An 18,895-nucleotide genomic window follows, 5' to 3' on the forward strand; every position below is an offset into this window, starting at 1 on the left:
ACAATATGCGCGGATTACATCAAGGTCAGAAGTAATAATCTTCACTAAAAGACCGTATATATGACAGCAAACCTGTCCCTGCTATCGTTGAATGACACCTTGCAATACTGGAGGAGACCATATATGAGATCTGGTTAGTTACTAAACTAGCTTAATTTGCATCGGGTTGATTTTGCGGTGCAGCATCATTAAATGCAGCTAATTTATTACAATGCTCGTAAATGGCTGCAATTTTTGGATAAGTGCTCATATCTACGTTAAAACGAATTGCATTAAATACTTGCGGCACTAAACAAATGTCAGCAAGTGTTGGTTGGTTACCAAAGCAGTAGCCATTATTTTCGTTTAGCATCAGTTCTATTTTTTCAAAACCAACTTCTATCCAATGTCGATACCATTTATTTTTAGCCTCGTCATCAACACCTAATTCGTTTGATAAATACTTCAGCACGCGTAAATTATTAACAGGATGAATATCGCAAGCAATGGCAAAGCTTAAATTTCTTATTTGTGCTTTTTGCCATGCAGTTCCTGTAATTAATGGCGATTGCGGATAAGTTTCATCAAGCCACTCAAGTATTGCAAGCGATTGTGCTAAAACACCATCATTGGTTTCAAGTGCCGGTAGTAACCCTTGCGGATTCGTAGCTAAGTATTCCTCCCCAAGCTGCTCCGATTTTAAAAGGTTAACAATAGCAAGTTCATGATCGATTGCTTTTAAGTTAAGCGCTATACGCACTCTATAAGCCGCTGATGAGCGAAAGTAGCTGTATAATTTCATAATTAATCCTGTGAACCTGTAAATTGTTTTTTAATAGTACGCCAGCAATCGGTGTAATTTGGTTGGCGTTCTTTACCTTCAAGTGCATATTTTGTCGGTGAAATTATATAGCGCGACTCAAACATAAAGGCCAATGTGTTTTCGTATTTTTGTGGTGTAAGCTCAGCGTTTGAGGCTTTTTCAAATACGTCGGCTTCAGGTCCATGTGGCGACATACAATTGTGTAAACTTGCGCCACCAGGTACAAAACCATGCTCTTTTGCATCATATACACCCTCAATCAAGCCCATAAATTCGCTCATAATATTGCGGTGGTAGTACGGCGGGCGGAATGTATTTTCGGCTACCATCCAACGAGGTGGAAATATCACAAAATCGACATTTGCCATACCCTCAGTAGCCGAAGGAGAGGTTAGCACAGAGAATATAGATGGGTCGGGGTGATCAAAGCTCACTGTATTCATTACATTAAAACGCGATAAGTCGTATTTATAGGGGGAGCTATTACCCGTCCATGCAACAACATCAAAAGGAGAGTGCTTAATTTCACAGCTAAATAAATTACCGTTAAATTTAGAAACTAACTCAAAGTCACCTTCTTTATCTTCAAAGGCAGCAACGGGATATTGAAAGTCTCTGTCGTTAGCATAGCCATTAGCACCAACAGGCCCTCGTTCTGGAAGCTCTAACGCATGGCCATAATTTTCACAAATATAACCACGGGCTGTATCGTCAATTAAATCAACAGCGAACTTAATTCCTCTGGGTATAACAGCAATTTCACCTGGTTTAATACTTAACTTGCCGCACTCAGTGTGAATTAATAACTCACCTTGTTGAGGGACAAACAGCATTTCGCCATCAGCATTGCAAAAGTAACGCCCTTGCATTGACTGATTAGCGACATATACATGAATGCCAATACCCGATTGCCCATTGGCGCTTCCATTAGCTGCCATCGTTACCAAGCCATCAATAAAGTCAGTAGACTGTGAAGGCATATCAATAGGGTTCCAACGTAGCATTGTTGGTGGTGTTACGGCTTCAGTGATTGGGGCTGTTCTTATTAGGCCGTTATCAATTGCTTGGTAATCACCTTGCACTACAGACGGACGAAGGCGGTAAAACCAAGTGCGACGATTTGAAGCGCGAGGAGCCGTAAATGCAGTCGAACTAAATTGCTCTGTGTATAAATTGTATTTAACTTTTTGTGGGCTAAATTGTCCTATTGGCAGTGCACCGGGTAGCGCTTGTGTTTCAAATTCATTACCAAAGCCGGTCATATAACTTAATTGTGTCGCCATTACTGACTCCTGTGAGAGGGGGTTGGTTTAATATTATTTTTATTTCAGTTAAGATACTCTCAAGTGAGACTAATATCAAATGTGCAAGTATGAACCTGTGTAAATATTAATGAACACCAAAGTAAGCCTTATAAAGCTGGGATAACCAAAAATGAAAATTGATTTAGCAACGTTTTTACCTTATCAATTAACGAATGTAGCAACACGTGTAAGTAACGACTTTGCCGAGGTTTATCAAACTAAGTACGGTTTAAATATTCCTCAGTGGCGAATACTTGCTAATTTAGCGCAGTATGGTCAGAGCAACGCAAAGGATTTATGCACGCAAGCAAATATGGACAAGTCGACAGTGTCGCGCGCGGTAAAAGTACTGATAGATAGAGGCTTAGTAAAAAGTGAATTAAATAAGCAAGACAAACGCGCGGCCTTACTTGTACTGAGTAAAGAAGGTCAAAGCTTATATGAGCAAATAGCACCCGATGCACTTAATTGGGAAAAACAATTACTGAGCACTTTGACTAAAGAAGAGTGCGAAGTGTTAGTGAGTATTTTCGAAAAGTTAAATAATAAATTAAAGGCATAAAAAAGCCCACCAAAGTGGGCTTTTAAAAGATGTTTTAGGTTACAGTTCTAAATTAGAAAGTGTAACGAACACCTACACGCATTTCCCAAAGAGATGCATCACGTTGAGTTGTGGTGCTTGCGTTATTCCCGTTAAAGTTTGAATAAACGTAACGGCCTTGGTCATCAATATCTGTTGAAATCATACGAGCACCAACGAAAGGACCTTTTTTCAGTACACCCCAATCATCGTTTAACATATTAGTTAAGTTATCGATTACGAAGAATGCTTCACCTTTATGGCCATCCATGAACCCTGGTACTTCTTGAGTTAGCTTAAAGTTAAACTTAACAAACCAATCAGAGTTTTGCGCGTTACGACCTGAAATTTCACCACGTTTTAATCCTTCAGATGCAATGAACTCATTAAATTCATTAATCTCATCTGCTGACATGTTATAAACAACGTTAGGATCGTTTACTAGCGGTACATAAAGTAGTTGGCGAGAATCATTTGAATTAAAATCACCAAATGTATCTTCATCGTTACCATTAAATGTGAAGCTGTAAGGCAAGCCTTTGTATGCTTCACCAAATAAATTAAAGCGAGTGCTATATCCATCGATAAATTCATGTGTGTAAGCAAGGTTTAATGTAAAGCGATGAGGTATTTCATAATCTGATGAAGATACACCAGGATCTAACGGGTTAGACGTTGCCAAGTTACCGTAGTTAGAGCTCGCTGTTGAACTTGTCATTGGGTTAACATCATCAGCATCTGTATAAGCATATGATAGTTGTACTTTAATACCGTTATCGAATGCTTTGCTTACAGCTGCAGAGATAATTGAAGTTTCACCACTGTCACCATTAACATTTGTTAAAAGTAAATCACCGTCACGTCCTTCAATAGAGGTTAAAATTGGACGACCATCAAAAGTAGTAGTACCACTGTCAGTAAGGGCTTGGTCCATTAACGTTGCTGCATCACGCTTTTTGGTGTAGAGATAATCTAATGAGATTACATATTCGTCTTCTGTTGTATAAGTAGCCCCTACTGAATATTTCCATTCCGATGGGATTTCAAAATCAGAAGCTACGGCGTTCGTAAAGCTATCTCCAGAACCAATTACTGTGTTAGCTACTTTATCAAACTGTGATTGTGGTACATCAAAACCTGGTTTTCCACCATTCACATTTGGTGTAGCAAATAAATCAATAGATCCAAACTGATTTGCGCTAATATTTGTGATGCCGTCGTTTGAATATGAGTTAGATAACCACACATTCGGATTACCACCTGAAAATAAGCCCAAACCTGCGCGAACTTCAAGTGCATCAGTTGCATACCATTCAAAGCCAATACGTGGTTGAACTAAATCCACACCATCAAATGTTGATTGGTTACTGAAACCATAACGTGCAGTATAGTTTTCATTTAAAGTAGGCTTGTCATCGCTAGTGTAACTGTCGTAACGAAGACCAAACGTTAGTGATGCATCAATGTCTGAGAAGCTATATTCATCTTGAATATAAAAAGTATGTTGAGCATATGAGAAGCTAGCGCCGGCATCTGCAGCATTATTCGTACCTGCGGCATTATTGTAGAAAATTGCACTTGCAATTCCTGCTTCGTAATCATCAATACTTGCAAAACTCCATTCACCTTGCGTGTGTTGAACGAATTGGTTAAATACTTCTAGCTCTTCATACTCGTAACCAGCTGTTATCGTGTGCTGGTCAAGGTAGTAAGTACCAGCTAGTTTAAATGTAGTTGTATCGTAATTTAAATCGTTTGATTGACGAGAATCATCTGGACCTAAATATACTCGACCTCCATCCGATGTGTTTACTTGGAATTCACCAAAGCTGCTTGCAGCATCAAGTGATTCAACACGTGCATCTAGTTCCGATTTACCTAAACGAACTTCAGTTGAAAAATCGTCATTCCAGTCTGAGTATAATGAACCGATGATTGAAGTAAATTCTGCACCTTGCTCATAAAAGTGACTATCTAACGATAGGCGAGTTGAACCAGTATCTGATTGAGATAATGTAAAGCCGTCATTATAGTTATAAACTAAGTTAGCACGGTGAGAATCGTTAATGTTCCAATCTAATTTAATTAATATTTTTTCGTCTTCTACAGGTGCACTCGAAGGAGTGGTACCTGCATCATAACCATACACATTTTGTGAAATTTGTTGGATACGAGCTAAGTCGCTTTCAGAAACACTTGAACCTAAAGGGTCATAATTGAATTGTGCTACCCCTTCTAGCTTTTCATATGAAGTATATAAAAATAATGAATCTTTAATTAGAGGTAAGCCAACATTAAAACCGTAGCGTTTTTCATTATAACTACCGTTATCAACGTCTTCGCCTTCAATTTTATCACCTTTCATTGAATCATTTGTGTAATCGAAAAACACGCCACCATGAATTTCGTTGCCGCCAGATTTAGTTACAGCATTGATGTTACACGCTGTAAATCCACCGTACTGAACATCAAATGGTGCAAGTTCTACAGCTACTTGCTCAATTGAATCAAAAGAAAAAGGTGCGCGAATAGTAGGGTAACCATTTGAGCTTAAGCCGAAGTTATCGTTCATACGAACGCCGTCTAGCGTTAAACTATTAAATTTTGGATTACCGCCACCACAGTTAATAGTGCCGCGGCTATCATCTATTGCTACTCGTGGATCAACACGAATGATATCTTTTAAATCACGGTTAATAGCAGGCTGATTCTCTAGATCTGTAAGTGTGAAAGTAGACGCCGGACCAGTACCGCCAGACATAGAGCTAATTGGCGCGCCAGAAACTACGATTTGTTCCATGCTTGATTGTGACTCAAGAGAAACGTTTACTGGGTAATCGTTACCAATATTAAGAATAATGTTATTGAATTCTTGGTCTGCATATACATCTGAATCAACAATTACTTTATAAGGACCGCCAACTCGCAGGCCTTTAGCTGTGAAATAACCAGCGTCATTTACTTCAGTTGTTTTTACTGATCCAGAAGGTACGTGTAAAATTGTTACTTTAGTGCCGGCTGCTGGGTTGCCGTTAGGCCCCATTACTTGACCTTTAATTGCAGAGGTCGTTTCGTTAGCCATTGCAGCGCCACTTACACCAACACATGCTGCAATAGCAAGTGAAAGAGCTGTTTTGCGTAATTGAGTTTTCATTTAATTTTCCCGTGTAGTTATTAATTAAATTTTTATATTTTTATTTTAAAATTTTGTAAAATAAACAGTTGAAGTTCATTTATTCAAAATCCGTTACTAGTGTACCTTATTTATTCGTTACAAATAAAATACAACTGCAATATATTTTTAATAAATAGTACTATTTTTGTCTATTTGAGTGTTTTTTTGAGCAATAACTCTATATCGGGGTATATATTACGTGGGCTTTATGACAAACATGTGAAATTGGGGTGTGAAAAACAAAAAACCCATTACAAATTTGCAATGGGTTTTGTTAACAAATAACTTAATGTGTTATTACTTACCTATTAAGGCTTAAAACTTGTAGCTGATACCAACTTTAGCCTGCCAAGCTGATGACGATGAATTGATTTGTGAGTAATTACGCACATCTGCACCGCCAAAGCTGTTGTCTATTTTATATCTGCCTTGGTCATCAAGGCCACCAAAGTCATAAATAGTTTGGTTAGAGTAACCTAAGCGTTTTTCTACACCCCAGTCGCTGTTTAGAAGGTTTGCGAAATTATCAATCATTAGATAAACCTCACCAGTGTGACCTTCAGCAAAGCCTGGTATTTCTTGCTTAATGCTAACGTCCATCGTAGTAACCCAAGGTTGAGTTGCTGTATTTTTACCTAAAATACCACCACGCTGAGATATACCAGCACGCTCTAGTAATGGTTCTAACTCAGCCCAAGTCATACCGGATTCATCCCAGTTTACATTTGGATCATCAGCACCTGTAGGTATATATGGTAAGTAAGCACCATTACTGAAGAAACTACTCGTATCACCCAAATCACTGTCTTTATACATGTTCATTGTATAACTAAATGGACGACCTGAACGACGTTCAAAATACACGTTAAACTTAGTCGCATACCCTTCAAAAAACTCTGTGTTATATGCTAAGTTGATTTTAAAGCTGTGCTCAACTTCGTAAAAACCACGTGCTGCAATATCTTCATTACGATTTACTGTAATATTATGCTTGTAGTTGCCTTCCGCTTGAGAAGCTGAGCCGGCTGATGACTCGGTAACATCCTGGTGTGCATAGCTTGCCGATACAAACAGGCCATTGTCCCATTGTTTAGCAATACCCGTTGAAATAATAATTGAACGACCATCATCCGATGAATTAGTCATTTCTATGTCAGCGTTATCAGCTAAAGAGCCACTATAAATAGTTTCATTTATAACGCGTTCACCATCAGCTGCAATACCGATTGGGTTAATAGATGTATTATGCCATACCGCCTCATTCTCTTTTTTATGATAAGCAATCTCTGCTTGCCATTTAAAGCCATCACCTAATAGTTCAGAATCAAACTCATATTCAAAACCTATTTGGGTGCGAATGCTTGAAGGCAATTTAAAATCAGGGTCGATATAAGCAACGCTACCAGCACCTTGTTCTAATGAATTTTGAATTTCACTAGGCACCTGAGTAATATCGGCAGTGTTATTTGCATAGTAGTCGTTAATTACATCGTTAGGAGCAGATACTAATGTAATACCATCGCTTTGGAATGAGTTGTTATACCAAACATTTGGAATACCACCTTGGAAACGACCAATACCACCGTTAATAGTAAGGGCTTCTGTTACGTAGTATTTAAAGCCAACGCGAGGAAGTATAATGTCTAGACCATCTAGATTTTCTTGGTTAGTAAAGCCATACGTATTCGCAAAATTTTCATTTAGAGTTGGTTTATCATCTGATGATAAACGCTCATAACGAACACCTGCTGTAACTTCTAAATCGTCACCTACATAAAAAGTGTCTTCAATGTAAAGTGCTAGTTGATTGCGTCTTACATCATATGCTGTATCAGCTGAATCATTAGTGTAAGCATTCTGATAAGAGAAATCATAAGAACCAATTTCACGGTTTTCAAAATTTTCTAAGCTATCAAACTTCCACGTGCCAAGAGAGTTTTCAGCAAATAAGTTATATAAACGAAGTGACTCATATTGAGCACCAAAGTTTATTTCATGCTCATCCATTAAATAGGTAGCATCGAGTGTAAAAGTTAAATTTTGCGTTTCAGAGCGGTTAGCATGACGATATTGATCTGTACCAAAGTTGTAAGAAGGGCCATTTCGACCATCTTCATCAACTGAAATACTACCTAGATTTGAGCGAGTTGCGCTATCAGAGGTAACATCTTTATACGACACACCAATTTCAGTAGAAAAATCTTCAGTCCAATCAGAGTAAAGCTTTGTTGAAAAGTTATTGAACTTCGTTACGTAGGCGTAGGTGTTCGATGTTAGTACAATATTATCGCCACCGGTGCTAGTGTTACGCTCATCTTGATCGTCTTGCCATTGGTAAGTAAAATCTAAACGATGGTCATCACTTGCGTTCCAGCTTAGCTTGACTAACAGGTTTTTATTTGTATCTTCTGGCGCACCTGCTAATGAATCAGTCAAGCCATATTCATTATTTAAAATAGAAATGAAACGGTTATAGTTAGCTTCAGAAGTATTAAATTCGTTGGCTGCACCAGAGCCGTCAAAGCCGTAATCAAGATCTAATTCGCTTGACCATTCTGAATAGTTAACGAAATAAAACAGTTCGTCTTTAACAATTGCGCCACCAACGTTAAAACCAAATCTTTCTTCAGTTTTAATCGGCTCTACTTTATTTGTAGAATAAGTTTTATGACCTAGCTCATCAAGGTCATCTTCTTGAACAATGCTATCGACATCGCCTGCAATCTCTGGAGTAGAGATTTCATAAAAGCCAGAGAACTTAAACTCATTTGTACCAGATTTTGTTACTGCATTAATAGTACCGCCACCAAAGTTACCTTTAGAAGCTGAGAAAGGAGATACATCAACAGAAACTTGTTCAATAGCATCAAGTGCTACAGGAGGCTGAGAAGTGGGGTAGCCACCAAAGTTCAAGCCAAAGTCATCATTTTGACCAATACCGTCAACTGTTAAACCGTTGGTACGAGGGTTACTACCTGCAAACGTTAGCTCGCCATTACCATTAATACTGGCAAGTGGGTTTAAGCGCGCAATATCTTTAATGTCGCGGTTAAAGCTTGGCATATTTTCAATAGTATCAGAACCAAATGAGCTGCTTGAGCCACCAGATTGCTGAACGATTTTATAACCAGACACTTCAATTTTTTCAATGTTTAGCGGAGCAAGCTGCGAACTTAAGCGGTATGTTTCACCCAGATTTAGATAGATATTTTCAACAGTTGTATCATTAAACTTATCAGAATCGATGATAACCATGTAAGGACCACCTACACGTAAGCCATTAGCGATAAACGTACCACTTTCGTTTGTAGTTAGCTCGCTAATAGTTCCCGTTGGTTGGTGAACTACTTTAATTTTAACGTTTGCAGCACTGCCACCTGAAGGCGTCGTAATTTTACCACGCATTGCAGATGAAGTATCAGCAGCCATTGCGCTTGTAGAAACACCTAGCGCTAAAATTACCGCTCCAGTTAATTTCGAAAGGCGAAGCTTAGTCATAATGTTGATTTCCCGTGTGTAGGTTATATAAATTTAATACAGTTTATTTGTCAGTTGTCATTTTTAGTGCTGTTTCTAACTCTTTTGCAGAAGGGTCAAATAAGGCATTTAATAATCCAGCTAATCGAATACCCGCTTGTTGTAAGCGCGTTTTTATAATTGGAGTATTGTTATATATGTAGCTATAACCAATTTCGTTGTTGGTATATTTATAAATTTTTGTGGCTAAATTATGAGATTCTTCAACCCATGTCATCGGTGAGCTTTGTAAATACTCAGCAATTAACTCGCTGTTATTTGTATCAATAAATTGAGCGTATTCAGTAAACGACAAGTTCTCGTTCTCAACTAACTTTGTATCCCAAAGGCTATGAAGATTTGTTTCTTCGTTAAAAAATGAAACCTTAATACGGTTACCACCTCTGTCTTCACCTCTACCTGCATGAAATGGCTGATGGCTATCACCTACTAAATGCACTAAAAAACGTAAACTGAATTGCTTAGCGTCTAACATGCTATTGGTATCTGTAAGTGTTTGCATTGAATAGTGGATGCCTTCAAGAATATTACTTACAGACTCTTTATTTTTAGTGTGATCGTGATTGAAGCTGAAAGATTTTCCTGGTGCTGCATTAATATAATGCCAACGAGATGATTTCTTTTGCCAAAACTCACCAGGAGCAGAGCGCATTTCATCAGGCCACGTTGATATTTGAGCTAGTGACTCACCATCTAAATAAGGTTTAATTGATGCTTTAGTTGTTTCGCTTATATGAGATTGTGCAATCTGCCCTACAATACGATGGCCATTTTGACCCCAAGCATGTGAGTCGGCGCTTGTGAATATCGCACTAATTAAAAGTGCAGAGGATATCGAGTACTTTATACTGTTATGCATTAGAACTTCCTAAATGAATATTTCATGGGGTTGCTATAAGCTAATGCGGTCAATTGTCCTCACTTTTTGCGTTGATAGGAAGGACTTATTAAAATTCATAGTTTCTTATTTAGATTTTATATAAATCAATGGTTTATGTTTAACAGGTAAAATTACTTGTTGTAATAAGTAAGCAAAATTGTTCAAATGCACAATATAGTCTTTTTTTGAGTAGCATTACTTTGAATTTTAAAAATATCGTGTTGCACAAAATGTTAATTGTTACATTTTTGTTTCTATTGTTGATCGTTACGTGGGTTTGCGGTCAAGTTAGTGTGTACAACGATGATTTGCACTTTCCAGTTATGATTGAAACCTCAACAGAATGTCAAACAACTGCAACAAGTAATAAAGACCAGCTAATTATTTTCATGCAATCGAAAAAAATAGCCAAGTTGTTAACACAGAATTTGTGTTCTGATAACGTAGTGGCTAAACAATATGGCTCTGTAAAAGGGTATTGGGGGTATAGAACCGCAGAAAGCTTTGAGTTTGTTGGTAAAGGAATTGCTGACTTAATTTTAGCTAAAAATAATATTATGGCCGCCTTCAAAGCTGAGTCGACTTATAACTACCAGCCCGTTGTTGGCTTTTCTGATTACACTGCCTTTTTTATATCGTCTAAAGAAAAACCTCGCATGACAAAACAGTACTTTTTAGATAAGCGTATAGGTTTGCTTGATTATCCAACTAGCCGCTCAGGGCACATATTACCAAAGCAGGCATTTAAAGAGTTGGATATTAATTTAGCTAATTTGAAAATTACCTATGCTAGTTCTCATAATGAATTACGTGATTTACTCGCCGACGGAAAAGTCGATATTATTGCTTCATTTTGGAAAGAGAGTGACGAAAAACGCTTTTCAAAAAACTATATTACGCCATTGAGTAATAATATTTCTGGAACAAGGTGGTATTTAAAAATGCAGCAAAACAATACTGATTTGTTGTGTGCAGTTCAGGAAAACTTACTTGCTATGTCTAAAGATCAAAGGTTGCACTACTATCAAAATGTGCAGCCGTTTTGGAGTTGCGGTACTAGCTCAGTAAACTTAAAAGAGGACGCTGATGATGAGTAAATATAAGCAATCACTTGTTTTACTATGTTTATTTTTAATTCTATCGTCTGTTTTTTATCTTTCTGTAACTCAAAAAAGCCAGCAAGTAGTTAAACAAAAAATAATTCAGATAGAGAAGCAAATAGCACTAGACTTACCCTTACTTGATTTATCAAATGAGCTGCTTAAACACTCAGGCAATAAAGACGCGGTTAATAGCTATATTAAAGCCTTAAATAGCTACATCGATTCGGATGATCTTAGGGTTGTTACTATTGCACCCAAAAGCGAGATGGTAACACCTATAAAGCCCAACCAAATAATACGTAGTTTGAGTACAAACAGCGGGTTTGTATTAGTTGTATTTAGTGTTAAGCACACTCACTTTACGTTGAGTCATGTTATTTATTATTTAATGTTTTTTGTTTTAAGTGTGTTGGTTAGCTTTTGGATAAAATTTGCGTTTATTAAGCAAAGTAATAAACAATTGATTAATACAGAACATCAAACAATTACTGAGCCTACGCCGCTTGTACTTATTGTTGATCTTAACGATAAAACACTATCGAGTAGCTGTAATCCAGATCAAAAAATGGCTTTGGCCAATAAGCCACTATGCTTTTATTTAGCACTTGTAGAGTATTGTACAAATAATGATGCTGTAACGCTTAGTTATAATAAAAATGTACCAGAGGAGCTGCTAGAGCTTGCAAATAAGTATTTTTATAGGTTGATTGAGCTTGGCCATACAATTAGAAAAAGACCTAACTTTAATAATAGTCTTGAAAAAACCTTGAGTGAAATACGTGCGGCATTAGATGAAGTGCTTAACGAATGTCCTGAAGAGAAAGAGTTGTATTATCCCCCCAAAGCGTATGGAGAAGGGTCGCGTTCTCGACTGCATAGTTATGGGCTGGCAAATATTAGAGAAGGCAATATTGAAATAATAGGAAAGTAACACAGTTACTTTCCTATTATTATCTTTATTTATTTAGGTGTAAATTCAGCCGCTTTAAGAGGGCTGTTTTTTGATATAAAGTCTTGTAGCGCTTGGGCATCTGTTTCGTCTGTACTAACAAAGCCTTTTTTATTTGTAAGCGTAGGATAACCATCACCGCCTGATGCGTTATAGCTATTTAGACTCATACGGTACGTTTTATTTTTATTCAAAGGTTGACCATTAATAACCACATTAACTAGCTGGCCATTTTTACGTTCAAACGATAGCTTATGGTACTGTAAGTAAGCACCTGCATCCGGTGGGAAGCTCGTTACTGTATTTAAGTAATCCCATAAATCACTGCCTTGCCAATCCATATAAGTAATACGGTTTTTAAAAGGATGCACCTTTAAAATATCTTTATAGCTTATTTCACCCGCTTCTATTGAGCTGCGAATACCACCACCACTTATTAGTCCAAAGTCTGCATTTACTACATCCATTTGAGCTTGAATAATTACGCGCGCAAGATTAGTTTGTTGGTAGCGAACTTTGTTTCTGTCGCCTTCTAAGCGAGCATCAACTTCACCAATGGTACCTTCAATTTGTTTAGCACCTTTTGCTTGATATACCGCTAAATAAGATTCAAGTTTTGAGTCTGGTTTAATGTACTCGTTTGCCAATACTTCTTTAGTAGAGCCATCAGCTTGTACTTTATCTACATACAAATTAACTGGCATCAGTTTGTAGTTTAGTAACGTTAATTTACCGTTTTCAAGTTTAAACTCAGCTTTACCAACATACTTACCCCATTCATGGGCTTGCATAATGTAAGTACCGTTTTGCTGGTCTGGTTTACAGGCAAGGCCAGGTTTAAAGTTATCGTCATTTACATTTTTATCACTCATACACACAGGTTCTTGTGAGTGACCGCCAATGATCATATCAAGTGTGTTTGCAGGAAGTGAGCGAGCAAGTGTTACATCACCTGGTGCATTAATGCCAAAGCTAGCATCAACATAATGACCCATATGAGTCAGCGCAATGGTAATGTCAGGGTTGTACTTAGCTTTTATTTCTTTAGCTAGTTTTGCGGTAACGTCAACAGGGTCTTTAAACTCTAAGTGGCCAATATACTGAGGATTACCAATTTTAGCTGTGTCTGTTGTTGTTAATCCAATAACAGCAATAGTTAAGCCATTTTTTTTGAATATTTTATAGCTATCAAACGCATGTTCGCCTGATTCTTTTTCAAATATATTGGCTGATAGAAAAGGAAAGTTCACCCATTTTTGCTGTTGCTTCAAAACATCAATAGGGTTATCGAATTCGTGATTACCTAATGCCATTGCATCATAACCAATCAGCGACATACCTTTAAAGTCAGGTTCTGCTTTTTGTAAATCTGACTCAGGGATACCGGTATTAATGTCACCACCAGAGAGAAGTAAAACGGCATGACCTTGCTTTTGGGCGTCATTACGTAAAGAGTCAATTAACGTTTTGCGAGCGGCCATACCGTATTCGCCTTTTTCGTTTTGCCAAAAACGGCCGTGGTTATCGTTAGTATGAAGTACAGTAAGATATTGAGTTGCAGGAGAGTTATTTACACTTGAGTCGGTTGTAGCCGATGTACACCCAAGTACGCTTAAAAAAACTGAAAATAAAATAATTATTCGCATAAAATACCTGTCTATTAAGGCCCACTTAATTTATTGAGCGGCTAGTTTAAACTAGTTTTATGCGAAAAAAACGTACTTATTTACATTTCATCTTAATTACGGCTTGTCGCAGCAATTCCTCTGCGCTTTAACTCTTTACTCGCATATTCAGATTTTTCATGGTTTGCTGCAATCATCCACGTTAAAAAGCTGGCAGGTAGCTTTGTGTAAGCTTGGCCTCTGTGTAAACCAAAGTCACAAATTGTGTGTTTATTGTCTGGCATGTGTATTACCTAGTTTTTAAATTTTGATAAATACTAACAAAAGTACTTTTTAACGAAAGACGATTTAGCTTTGGTAAAGTTTTTTTATAACTTAAAAGAATATATAAAATGTAATTTAAATGTTACCGAGGCGGTCTAATTTGTATCAATCACCTTTTTATTATCGATTTTTTAACTGAATAATATTAACTTACTTGTATTAATAATTATTTAAATAAATATAACAACAGGATATAACATGAAAAAACTCTTACTTGGCTCAGTACTCGCCGCAGCAAGTTTTACGAGTACTGCCACTATTATCGAAATGAACACGAGCCAAGGTGTCATAGAAATTAACTTATTTGATCAACAAACACCTAAAACAGTCGCCAATTTTTTAAGTTATGTTCAAGACGATTCATATAATGAAACAGTGATTCACCGTTCAATAAGTAACTTTGTTATTCAAGGTGGTGGATTTACATACTCAGATTCATTAGATGCGATTACTACAAAGCCAGCCGTAGAAAATGAGCCTGTTTTTTCAAACGTTAAAGGCACTATTGCAATGGCTAAGTTATCAGGCAATGAAAATAGCGCTACAAGTCAGTGGTTTTTTAATATGGCTAATAACAGCGCAGGAAGTGCAGCGCTAGATACACAAAACGGCGGTTTTACTGTGTTTGGGCAAATAACAGCAGCGAGTCAGTCGACTTTAGATAAAATTGCAGCACTGGTTCATTGCAACGATATGCCGGTTGTTGATATTACCGCTGAGCAATGCTCAAGCAGTGATGTAAGCTTCAGCAGTGCTAATTTAGTAACTATTCAAAGTGTAACCGTGATGGATGATGATCCAAATTCTGCTGCTGGCCTTACTGTAACTGAAAATACGTTAATTGACTCAGGTGCACCAATAAACTCAGATAGTAGTTCTGGCGGTGGGCTAGCGTGGCTTTTAGGCGCTTTTTTACTTGTGCTTCCTCGCTTAAGACGTGCTAAATAATTAAATCTAATCAATAGTAATGTGGCAGGCGTAAATTGCCTTTCACATTACTGCTTAGCATGAGCTGTTTAAAGCATTACTCGCCAAACCATTGCCAGCCAAATTGAAAACACACAGACACAGCCCAATAAAAACACTTTAAAACGTGCGCGTACGTTATTTTCACCTAAATGAATAACACTGTGCACAATACGTGTTGCTACAAATAAACAGGCCAGTATTGCCACAAGTGTACTGGCGCTATTTAGTTGCAGTGCAAGTAAACACCCCGCGTAAAAAAGCACAGGTATTTCAAACTGATTTGAAAAGTTTCTATCTGCAACTCTAATAGTGTCGCCAGCCTTATCTAACTGCATTGTTTTAAAATCACTTAAATCTAGCTGTTTGTTTTTAGCTGCGGCAAAGCGCCTTTTACCCATAATGAGCATGACAACCAGTGAAAGCGTAACTTGTACAAACATGGCAAGTATGATGATTTTTTCCATTGTTTTTCCTTATTATTATTTAGGGTTTGTGTATATTTTTATATTGAGTGAATTTTAATCACGGAAGATTGGTAGACTCGCAACTAATATCCGATTATGAAGACATTTTTCACAATGTGTTACACAAAATAGCGTTATTTTGTAGAAAATTATTAATTGAAAATGTTAGTTTAGCTTAACTATATTGCTTTGAATTGGCGCACGCTATTTTGCGCAATACTTTTTAATGGAAAACAAAAATGAAAAAGATTATTGGTTTTAGTGCTATTGCACTTGCAGTTTTAAGTGGTTGTTCAAATACGGCTTCGGTTTCTGTGGCGCCTCTGGCCTCTTTACTATCAGATACGTTAGTTGTAAGTCCTAACGATAACCGCGAATATAAAACACTTAAGCTGGCAAACGACATTGAAGTAATTTTAGTGTCAGATCCAGGTGCTGAAAAATCAGCAGCGGCACTAAGCGTTGGTGTTGGTTTACTGCACGACCCAATGTCGCAACAAGGTATGGCGCATTATTTAGAGCACATGCTGTTTTTAGGCACAGATCGTTACCCAGACACAAAAGGGTATTCTGATTTTATGACCAAAAATGGTGGCGCGCACAATGCGTATACTTGGCTCGATATTACTAATTACATGTTTAAAATTAACAACGATGCGTTTGATGAAGGGCTAGATCGTTTTTCTGACTTTTTTAAAGCGCCTAAATTATACCCTGAGTACACAGATAAAGAAAAAAATGCAGTAAATGCAGAGTGGTCAATGCGCCGCGAAATGGACTTTTTTGGTCAATTTAAACTCGCGCGTAAAATGATGGGCGATCACCCCGCTAATCGTTTTTTAATTGGTAACCTAGAAACACTTGGTGATAAAGAAAACAGTTCTCTTCACAAAGAAACGGTTGATTTTTATAATAAATATTACTCTTCAAATATTATGAAAGTAGCGCTTATTTCTAATTTACCTATTTCTGAAATGGAGCAAAAAGCACAAAAATACTTTGCTGATATAAAAAATAAAAACATAGAAAAACCAACAGTAACTGCAAAACTTGATTTTGATAACGCTGGCGGAAAACGCGTGTTTTATGCACCAAATGAAGATGTAAAACAGCTACAACTTGATTTCACCATTGCTAATAATAATAGCGAATTTGCACTTAAACCAAACCGATTTGTAGCGTATTTACTAAGTAATGAAATGCCGGGCAGCCCAGCGCAACTTCTTCGTGATAAAGGGTGGGTGTCTCAGCTTTCAGCTTCAGCTGCACCAAATCAATATGGCAACTACGGTTCGTTAAATGTAAATGTAGAGCTTACCGATGAAGGCATGAAAAATCGTGATGAAATAGTTGCGACTATTATGCAGTACATCGATTTAATTAAAAAAGAAGGCGTTGATAGCAAGTATTTCAACGAAATTCGTACTTCCCTTAATAACCAGTTTAAGTTTTTAGAAAAAGGTGATGAGTTTAATTATGTAAGCTCGCTTACGCAAAGCATGCAAGACTATCCGTTAAATCACGCTATTAATGCACCTTATTATTATGCAAAGTTTGACGCTGACGCTGTAAACAATGTGCTTGAGCAGTTAAATGCTGACACCCTTCGTATTTGGTATGTATCGCAGCAAGAAGAGACAGACTCACAACTACACTTTTACGACGGTAAATACCGCATCAGTGATATTAGCGATGATGAAATTGCCAGCTGGAAAAAACCAAGCGAATTTAAGTTAGCACTACCGACTGTAAACAATTTATTGCCTGAAAATTTTGCAATAAAAACGCAAGCATTTAAAGAGCAAAAACACCCAGAACTTGCTTACGATAAAAATGGTGTAAAAGTATGGCGCCAAGCAAGTCAAAAATTTGCAGAGCAGCCAAAAGGGCTTGTCGAAGTTTATATAAATACTCAACCCGGTTTGAACGATATTAAAGTAGAAGTACTTTATTCTGTTTGGGCTGATTTATACAATATTCAACAAAGTCAGTTAAGTACCGAAGCAGCAATCGCCGGTATGAGCGTAAGCTTAGCACCGAGTAATGGTCTTGTTTTATCTATGAGTGGTTTTACAGATAAGCAAGATGTATTGCTTAAACAAGCTTTAACCGGATTAAAAGCCGATGAAACAGCACAAGCATTTAGCCAAGCGGTAGATCGCTTTAAGCGTAATTTACTAAACCAACAAAAGCAGTTTCCGTATGCACAAGCATTTGGCGAGTATTCAAAACTAACCCGTACAGGTGGCTTTGATACAGATGCGCTTATAAAAGCCGCTGACTCACTGAGTGTTGCCGACTTAGCACAATTAAAAACAGCTACGTTTGCACAAAACGATTTACGCGTATTTAGTTACGGTAACTACGATCAGCAAGATATTGACGCGATTGCACAAGAGTTAAGTGCAACATTACCAAGTAATCATAAGCGCAGTGAATTTGCACGAAGCAAAGCGTGGTTGCCACAACCGGGCGAAACACTGGTACTGCAAAAAGATATCGATGTAGCCGATGTAGCGGTGGTTGATATGACCGTTCATCCTGTTGCGGGTTACAAACAAAAAGCAGAAGCATCTGTATTACAAAGCCACTTTAGAACAGTTGCGTTTGATAAAATGCGTACTGAGGAGCAACTTGCATACGCAGTAGGTGCATTAGCTCGCCCAATCGAGGATTACTCAGCAATTGGTATGTATATTCAAACACCAGTTAAAGGACCAAAAGAAATACAAGCTCGTTTTGATAAGTTTAAAAAAGAATACGCAGTTGAACTTGATAACATGAGCGAAGAGACTTTTGAGCAGCTGAAAAACTCTACCCTTGTATCACTTAAAGAGCAGCCTAAAAACTTAAGTGACGAAATGAGCCCACTTATAAACGATTGGTACCGTGAAAACTTTACCTTTGATTCTAAGCAAAAGCTGATTGATGAAGTTGAAAAAGTAACGCTTGCAGATATAAAAGACTACTACAAGCAAACAATGCTTAACCCTAATGCTGCACGTTTAAATGTGCAATTACGCGGGACTAAGTTTATAGAAAGTGACTTTGCCGATTTACCAAATCAAACTAAAATCACAACGCTTGATGCCTATTACAATGGTATTAAACTACAAAAATAAGCTTTATTTATGTAGCTAAAATAAACCCCAATGTATCACTACATTGGGGTTTTTATTTATT

13 protein-coding genes are annotated in these 18,895 nt (G+C 37.4%); 5 read left to right on the forward strand and 8 right to left on the reverse strand.

The window, feature by feature from the left end; genetic code table 11:
* Positions 1–151: 151 nt before the first annotated feature.
* Both maiA and hmgA read right to left on the reverse strand, forming a co-directional pair.
* Entirely contained in the window at positions 152–781 is a 630-nt protein-coding gene (gene maiA / locus H4J63_RS14775; protein ID WP_024604177.1) for a maleylacetoacetate isomerase, read from the reverse strand.
* A gap of 2 nt (positions 782–783) precedes the next feature.
* A complete protein-coding gene (hmgA, locus tag H4J63_RS14780; protein WP_182197299.1) occupies positions 784–2,085 on the reverse strand; it encodes a homogentisate 1,2-dioxygenase in 1,302 nt (433 codons plus the stop codon).
* Between the two features lie 151 nt (positions 2,086–2,236).
* Here hmgA and H4J63_RS14785 point away from each other — a divergent pair, with 151 nt between their 5' ends.
* Positions 2,237–2,668 (forward strand): MarR family winged helix-turn-helix transcriptional regulator, encoded by a 432-nt coding sequence (locus H4J63_RS14785; RefSeq protein WP_182197300.1) that lies wholly within the window; start codon positions 2,237–2,239, stop codon positions 2,666–2,668.
* A 52-nt stretch (positions 2,669–2,720) separates the two neighbouring features.
* Here the strand turns inward: H4J63_RS14785 and H4J63_RS14790 are convergent, their stop codons facing one another.
* The 3 genes from H4J63_RS14790 to H4J63_RS14800 form a co-directional block, all read right to left on the reverse strand.
* Positions 2,721–5,840 (reverse strand): TonB-dependent receptor, encoded by a 3,120-nt coding sequence (locus tag H4J63_RS14790; protein ID WP_024591816.1) that lies wholly within the window; start codon positions 5,838–5,840, stop codon positions 2,721–2,723.
* Between the two features lie 336 nt (positions 5,841–6,176).
* Positions 6,177–9,359 carry a TonB-dependent receptor gene (locus H4J63_RS14795; protein ID WP_182197301.1) on the reverse strand — a complete coding sequence of 1,061 codons (3,183 nt, stop codon included), beginning with the start codon at positions 9,357–9,359 and terminating at the stop codon, positions 6,177–6,179.
* 43 nt (positions 9,360–9,402) lie between these two features.
* A complete protein-coding gene (locus tag H4J63_RS14800) occupies positions 9,403–10,257 on the reverse strand; it encodes a S1/P1 nuclease (RefSeq protein WP_182197302.1) in 855 nt (284 codons plus the stop codon).
* A gap of 251 nt (positions 10,258–10,508) precedes the next feature.
* On the opposite strand from H4J63_RS14800, the gene H4J63_RS14805 reads away from it, so the two are divergent.
* Both H4J63_RS14805 and H4J63_RS14810 read left to right on the forward strand, forming a co-directional pair.
* A complete protein-coding gene (locus H4J63_RS14805) occupies positions 10,509–11,375 on the forward strand; it encodes a hypothetical protein (RefSeq protein ID WP_080670013.1) in 867 nt (288 codons plus the stop codon).
* Positions 11,368–12,312 (forward strand): hypothetical protein, encoded by a 945-nt coding sequence (locus tag H4J63_RS14810; protein WP_182197319.1) that lies wholly within the window; start codon positions 11,368–11,370, stop codon positions 12,310–12,312. The genes H4J63_RS14805 and H4J63_RS14810 overlap by 8 nt, the downstream gene beginning before the upstream one ends.
* 29 nt (positions 12,313–12,341) lie before the next feature.
* Here the strand turns inward: H4J63_RS14810 and ushA are convergent, their stop codons facing one another.
* Together ushA and H4J63_RS14820 are read right to left on the reverse strand one after the other, a co-directional pair.
* Positions 12,342–13,976 carry a bifunctional UDP-sugar hydrolase/5'-nucleotidase UshA gene (gene ushA, locus H4J63_RS14815; protein ID WP_182197303.1) on the reverse strand — a complete coding sequence of 545 codons (1,635 nt, stop codon included), beginning with the start codon at positions 13,974–13,976 and terminating at the stop codon, positions 12,342–12,344.
* 92 nt (positions 13,977–14,068) lie between these two features.
* The gene (locus H4J63_RS14820) at positions 14,069–14,239 is read right to left on the reverse strand and encodes a hypothetical protein (RefSeq protein ID WP_182197304.1); all 171 of its coding nucleotides are present in this window, start codon (positions 14,237–14,239) and stop codon (positions 14,069–14,071) included.
* 238 nt (positions 14,240–14,477) lie between these two features.
* Here H4J63_RS14820 and H4J63_RS14825 point away from each other — a divergent pair, with 238 nt between their 5' ends.
* Positions 14,478–15,227, forward strand: coding sequence for a peptidylprolyl isomerase (locus H4J63_RS14825; protein ID WP_182197305.1), 750 nt, complete (start codon positions 14,478–14,480; stop codon positions 15,225–15,227).
* A gap of 68 nt (positions 15,228–15,295) precedes the next feature.
* Here the strand turns inward: H4J63_RS14825 and H4J63_RS14830 are convergent, their stop codons facing one another.
* Positions 15,296–15,712, reverse strand: a complete 417-nt coding sequence (locus H4J63_RS14830; RefSeq protein ID WP_182197307.1) for an MAPEG family protein — start codon at positions 15,710–15,712, stop codon at positions 15,296–15,298.
* A gap of 239 nt (positions 15,713–15,951) precedes the next feature.
* Here H4J63_RS14830 and H4J63_RS14835 point away from each other — a divergent pair, with 239 nt between their 5' ends.
* Positions 15,952–18,834 carry an insulinase family protein gene (locus H4J63_RS14835; protein ID WP_182197309.1) on the forward strand — a complete coding sequence of 961 codons (2,883 nt, stop codon included), beginning with the start codon at positions 15,952–15,954 and terminating at the stop codon, positions 18,832–18,834.
* The last annotated feature ends 61 nt before the right edge of the window (positions 18,835–18,895 follow it).

The sequence above is a fragment of the Pseudoalteromonas sp. 5Ae-yellow genome (assembly GCF_014077565.1).
Taxonomy (GTDB): domain Bacteria; phylum Pseudomonadota; class Gammaproteobacteria; order Enterobacterales; family Alteromonadaceae; genus Pseudoalteromonas.

What these genes read in the sequence shown, in the direction of transcription:
- H4J63_RS14825 (WP_182197305.1), top strand. Translation starts at nt 14,478, where the DNA reads ATGAAAAAACTCTTACTTGGCTCAGTACTCGCCGCAGCAAGTTTTACG.
- H4J63_RS14805 (WP_080670013.1), top strand. Translation starts at nt 10,509, where the DNA reads ATGTTAATTGTTACATTTTTGTTTCTATTGTTGATCGTTACGTGGGTT.
- H4J63_RS14795 (WP_182197301.1), bottom strand. Translation starts at nt 9,359, where the DNA reads ATGACTAAGCTTCGCCTTTCGAAATTAACTGGAGCGGTAATTTTAGCG.
- H4J63_RS14800 (WP_182197302.1), bottom strand. Translation starts at nt 10,257, where the DNA reads ATGCATAACAGTATAAAGTACTCGATATCCTCTGCACTTTTAATTAGT.
- H4J63_RS14835 (WP_182197309.1), top strand. Translation starts at nt 15,952, where the DNA reads ATGAAAAAGATTATTGGTTTTAGTGCTATTGCACTTGCAGTTTTAAGT.
- H4J63_RS14785 (WP_182197300.1), top strand. Translation starts at nt 2,237, where the DNA reads ATGAAAATTGATTTAGCAACGTTTTTACCTTATCAATTAACGAATGTA.
- H4J63_RS14820 (WP_182197304.1), bottom strand. Translation starts at nt 14,239, where the DNA reads ATGCCAGACAATAAACACACAATTTGTGACTTTGGTTTACACAGAGGC.
- H4J63_RS14790 (WP_024591816.1), bottom strand. Translation starts at nt 5,840, where the DNA reads ATGAAAACTCAATTACGCAAAACAGCTCTTTCACTTGCTATTGCAGCA.
- hmgA (WP_182197299.1), bottom strand. Translation starts at nt 2,085, where the DNA reads ATGGCGACACAATTAAGTTATATGACCGGCTTTGGTAATGAATTTGAA.
- H4J63_RS14830 (WP_182197307.1), bottom strand. Translation starts at nt 15,712, where the DNA reads ATGGAAAAAATCATCATACTTGCCATGTTTGTACAAGTTACGCTTTCA.
- maiA (WP_024604177.1), bottom strand. Translation starts at nt 781, where the DNA reads ATGAAATTATACAGCTACTTTCGCTCATCAGCGGCTTATAGAGTGCGT.
- H4J63_RS14810 (WP_182197319.1), top strand. Translation starts at nt 11,368, where the DNA reads ATGAGTAAATATAAGCAATCACTTGTTTTACTATGTTTATTTTTAATT.
- ushA (WP_182197303.1), bottom strand. Translation starts at nt 13,976, where the DNA reads ATGCGAATAATTATTTTATTTTCAGTTTTTTTAAGCGTACTTGGGTGT.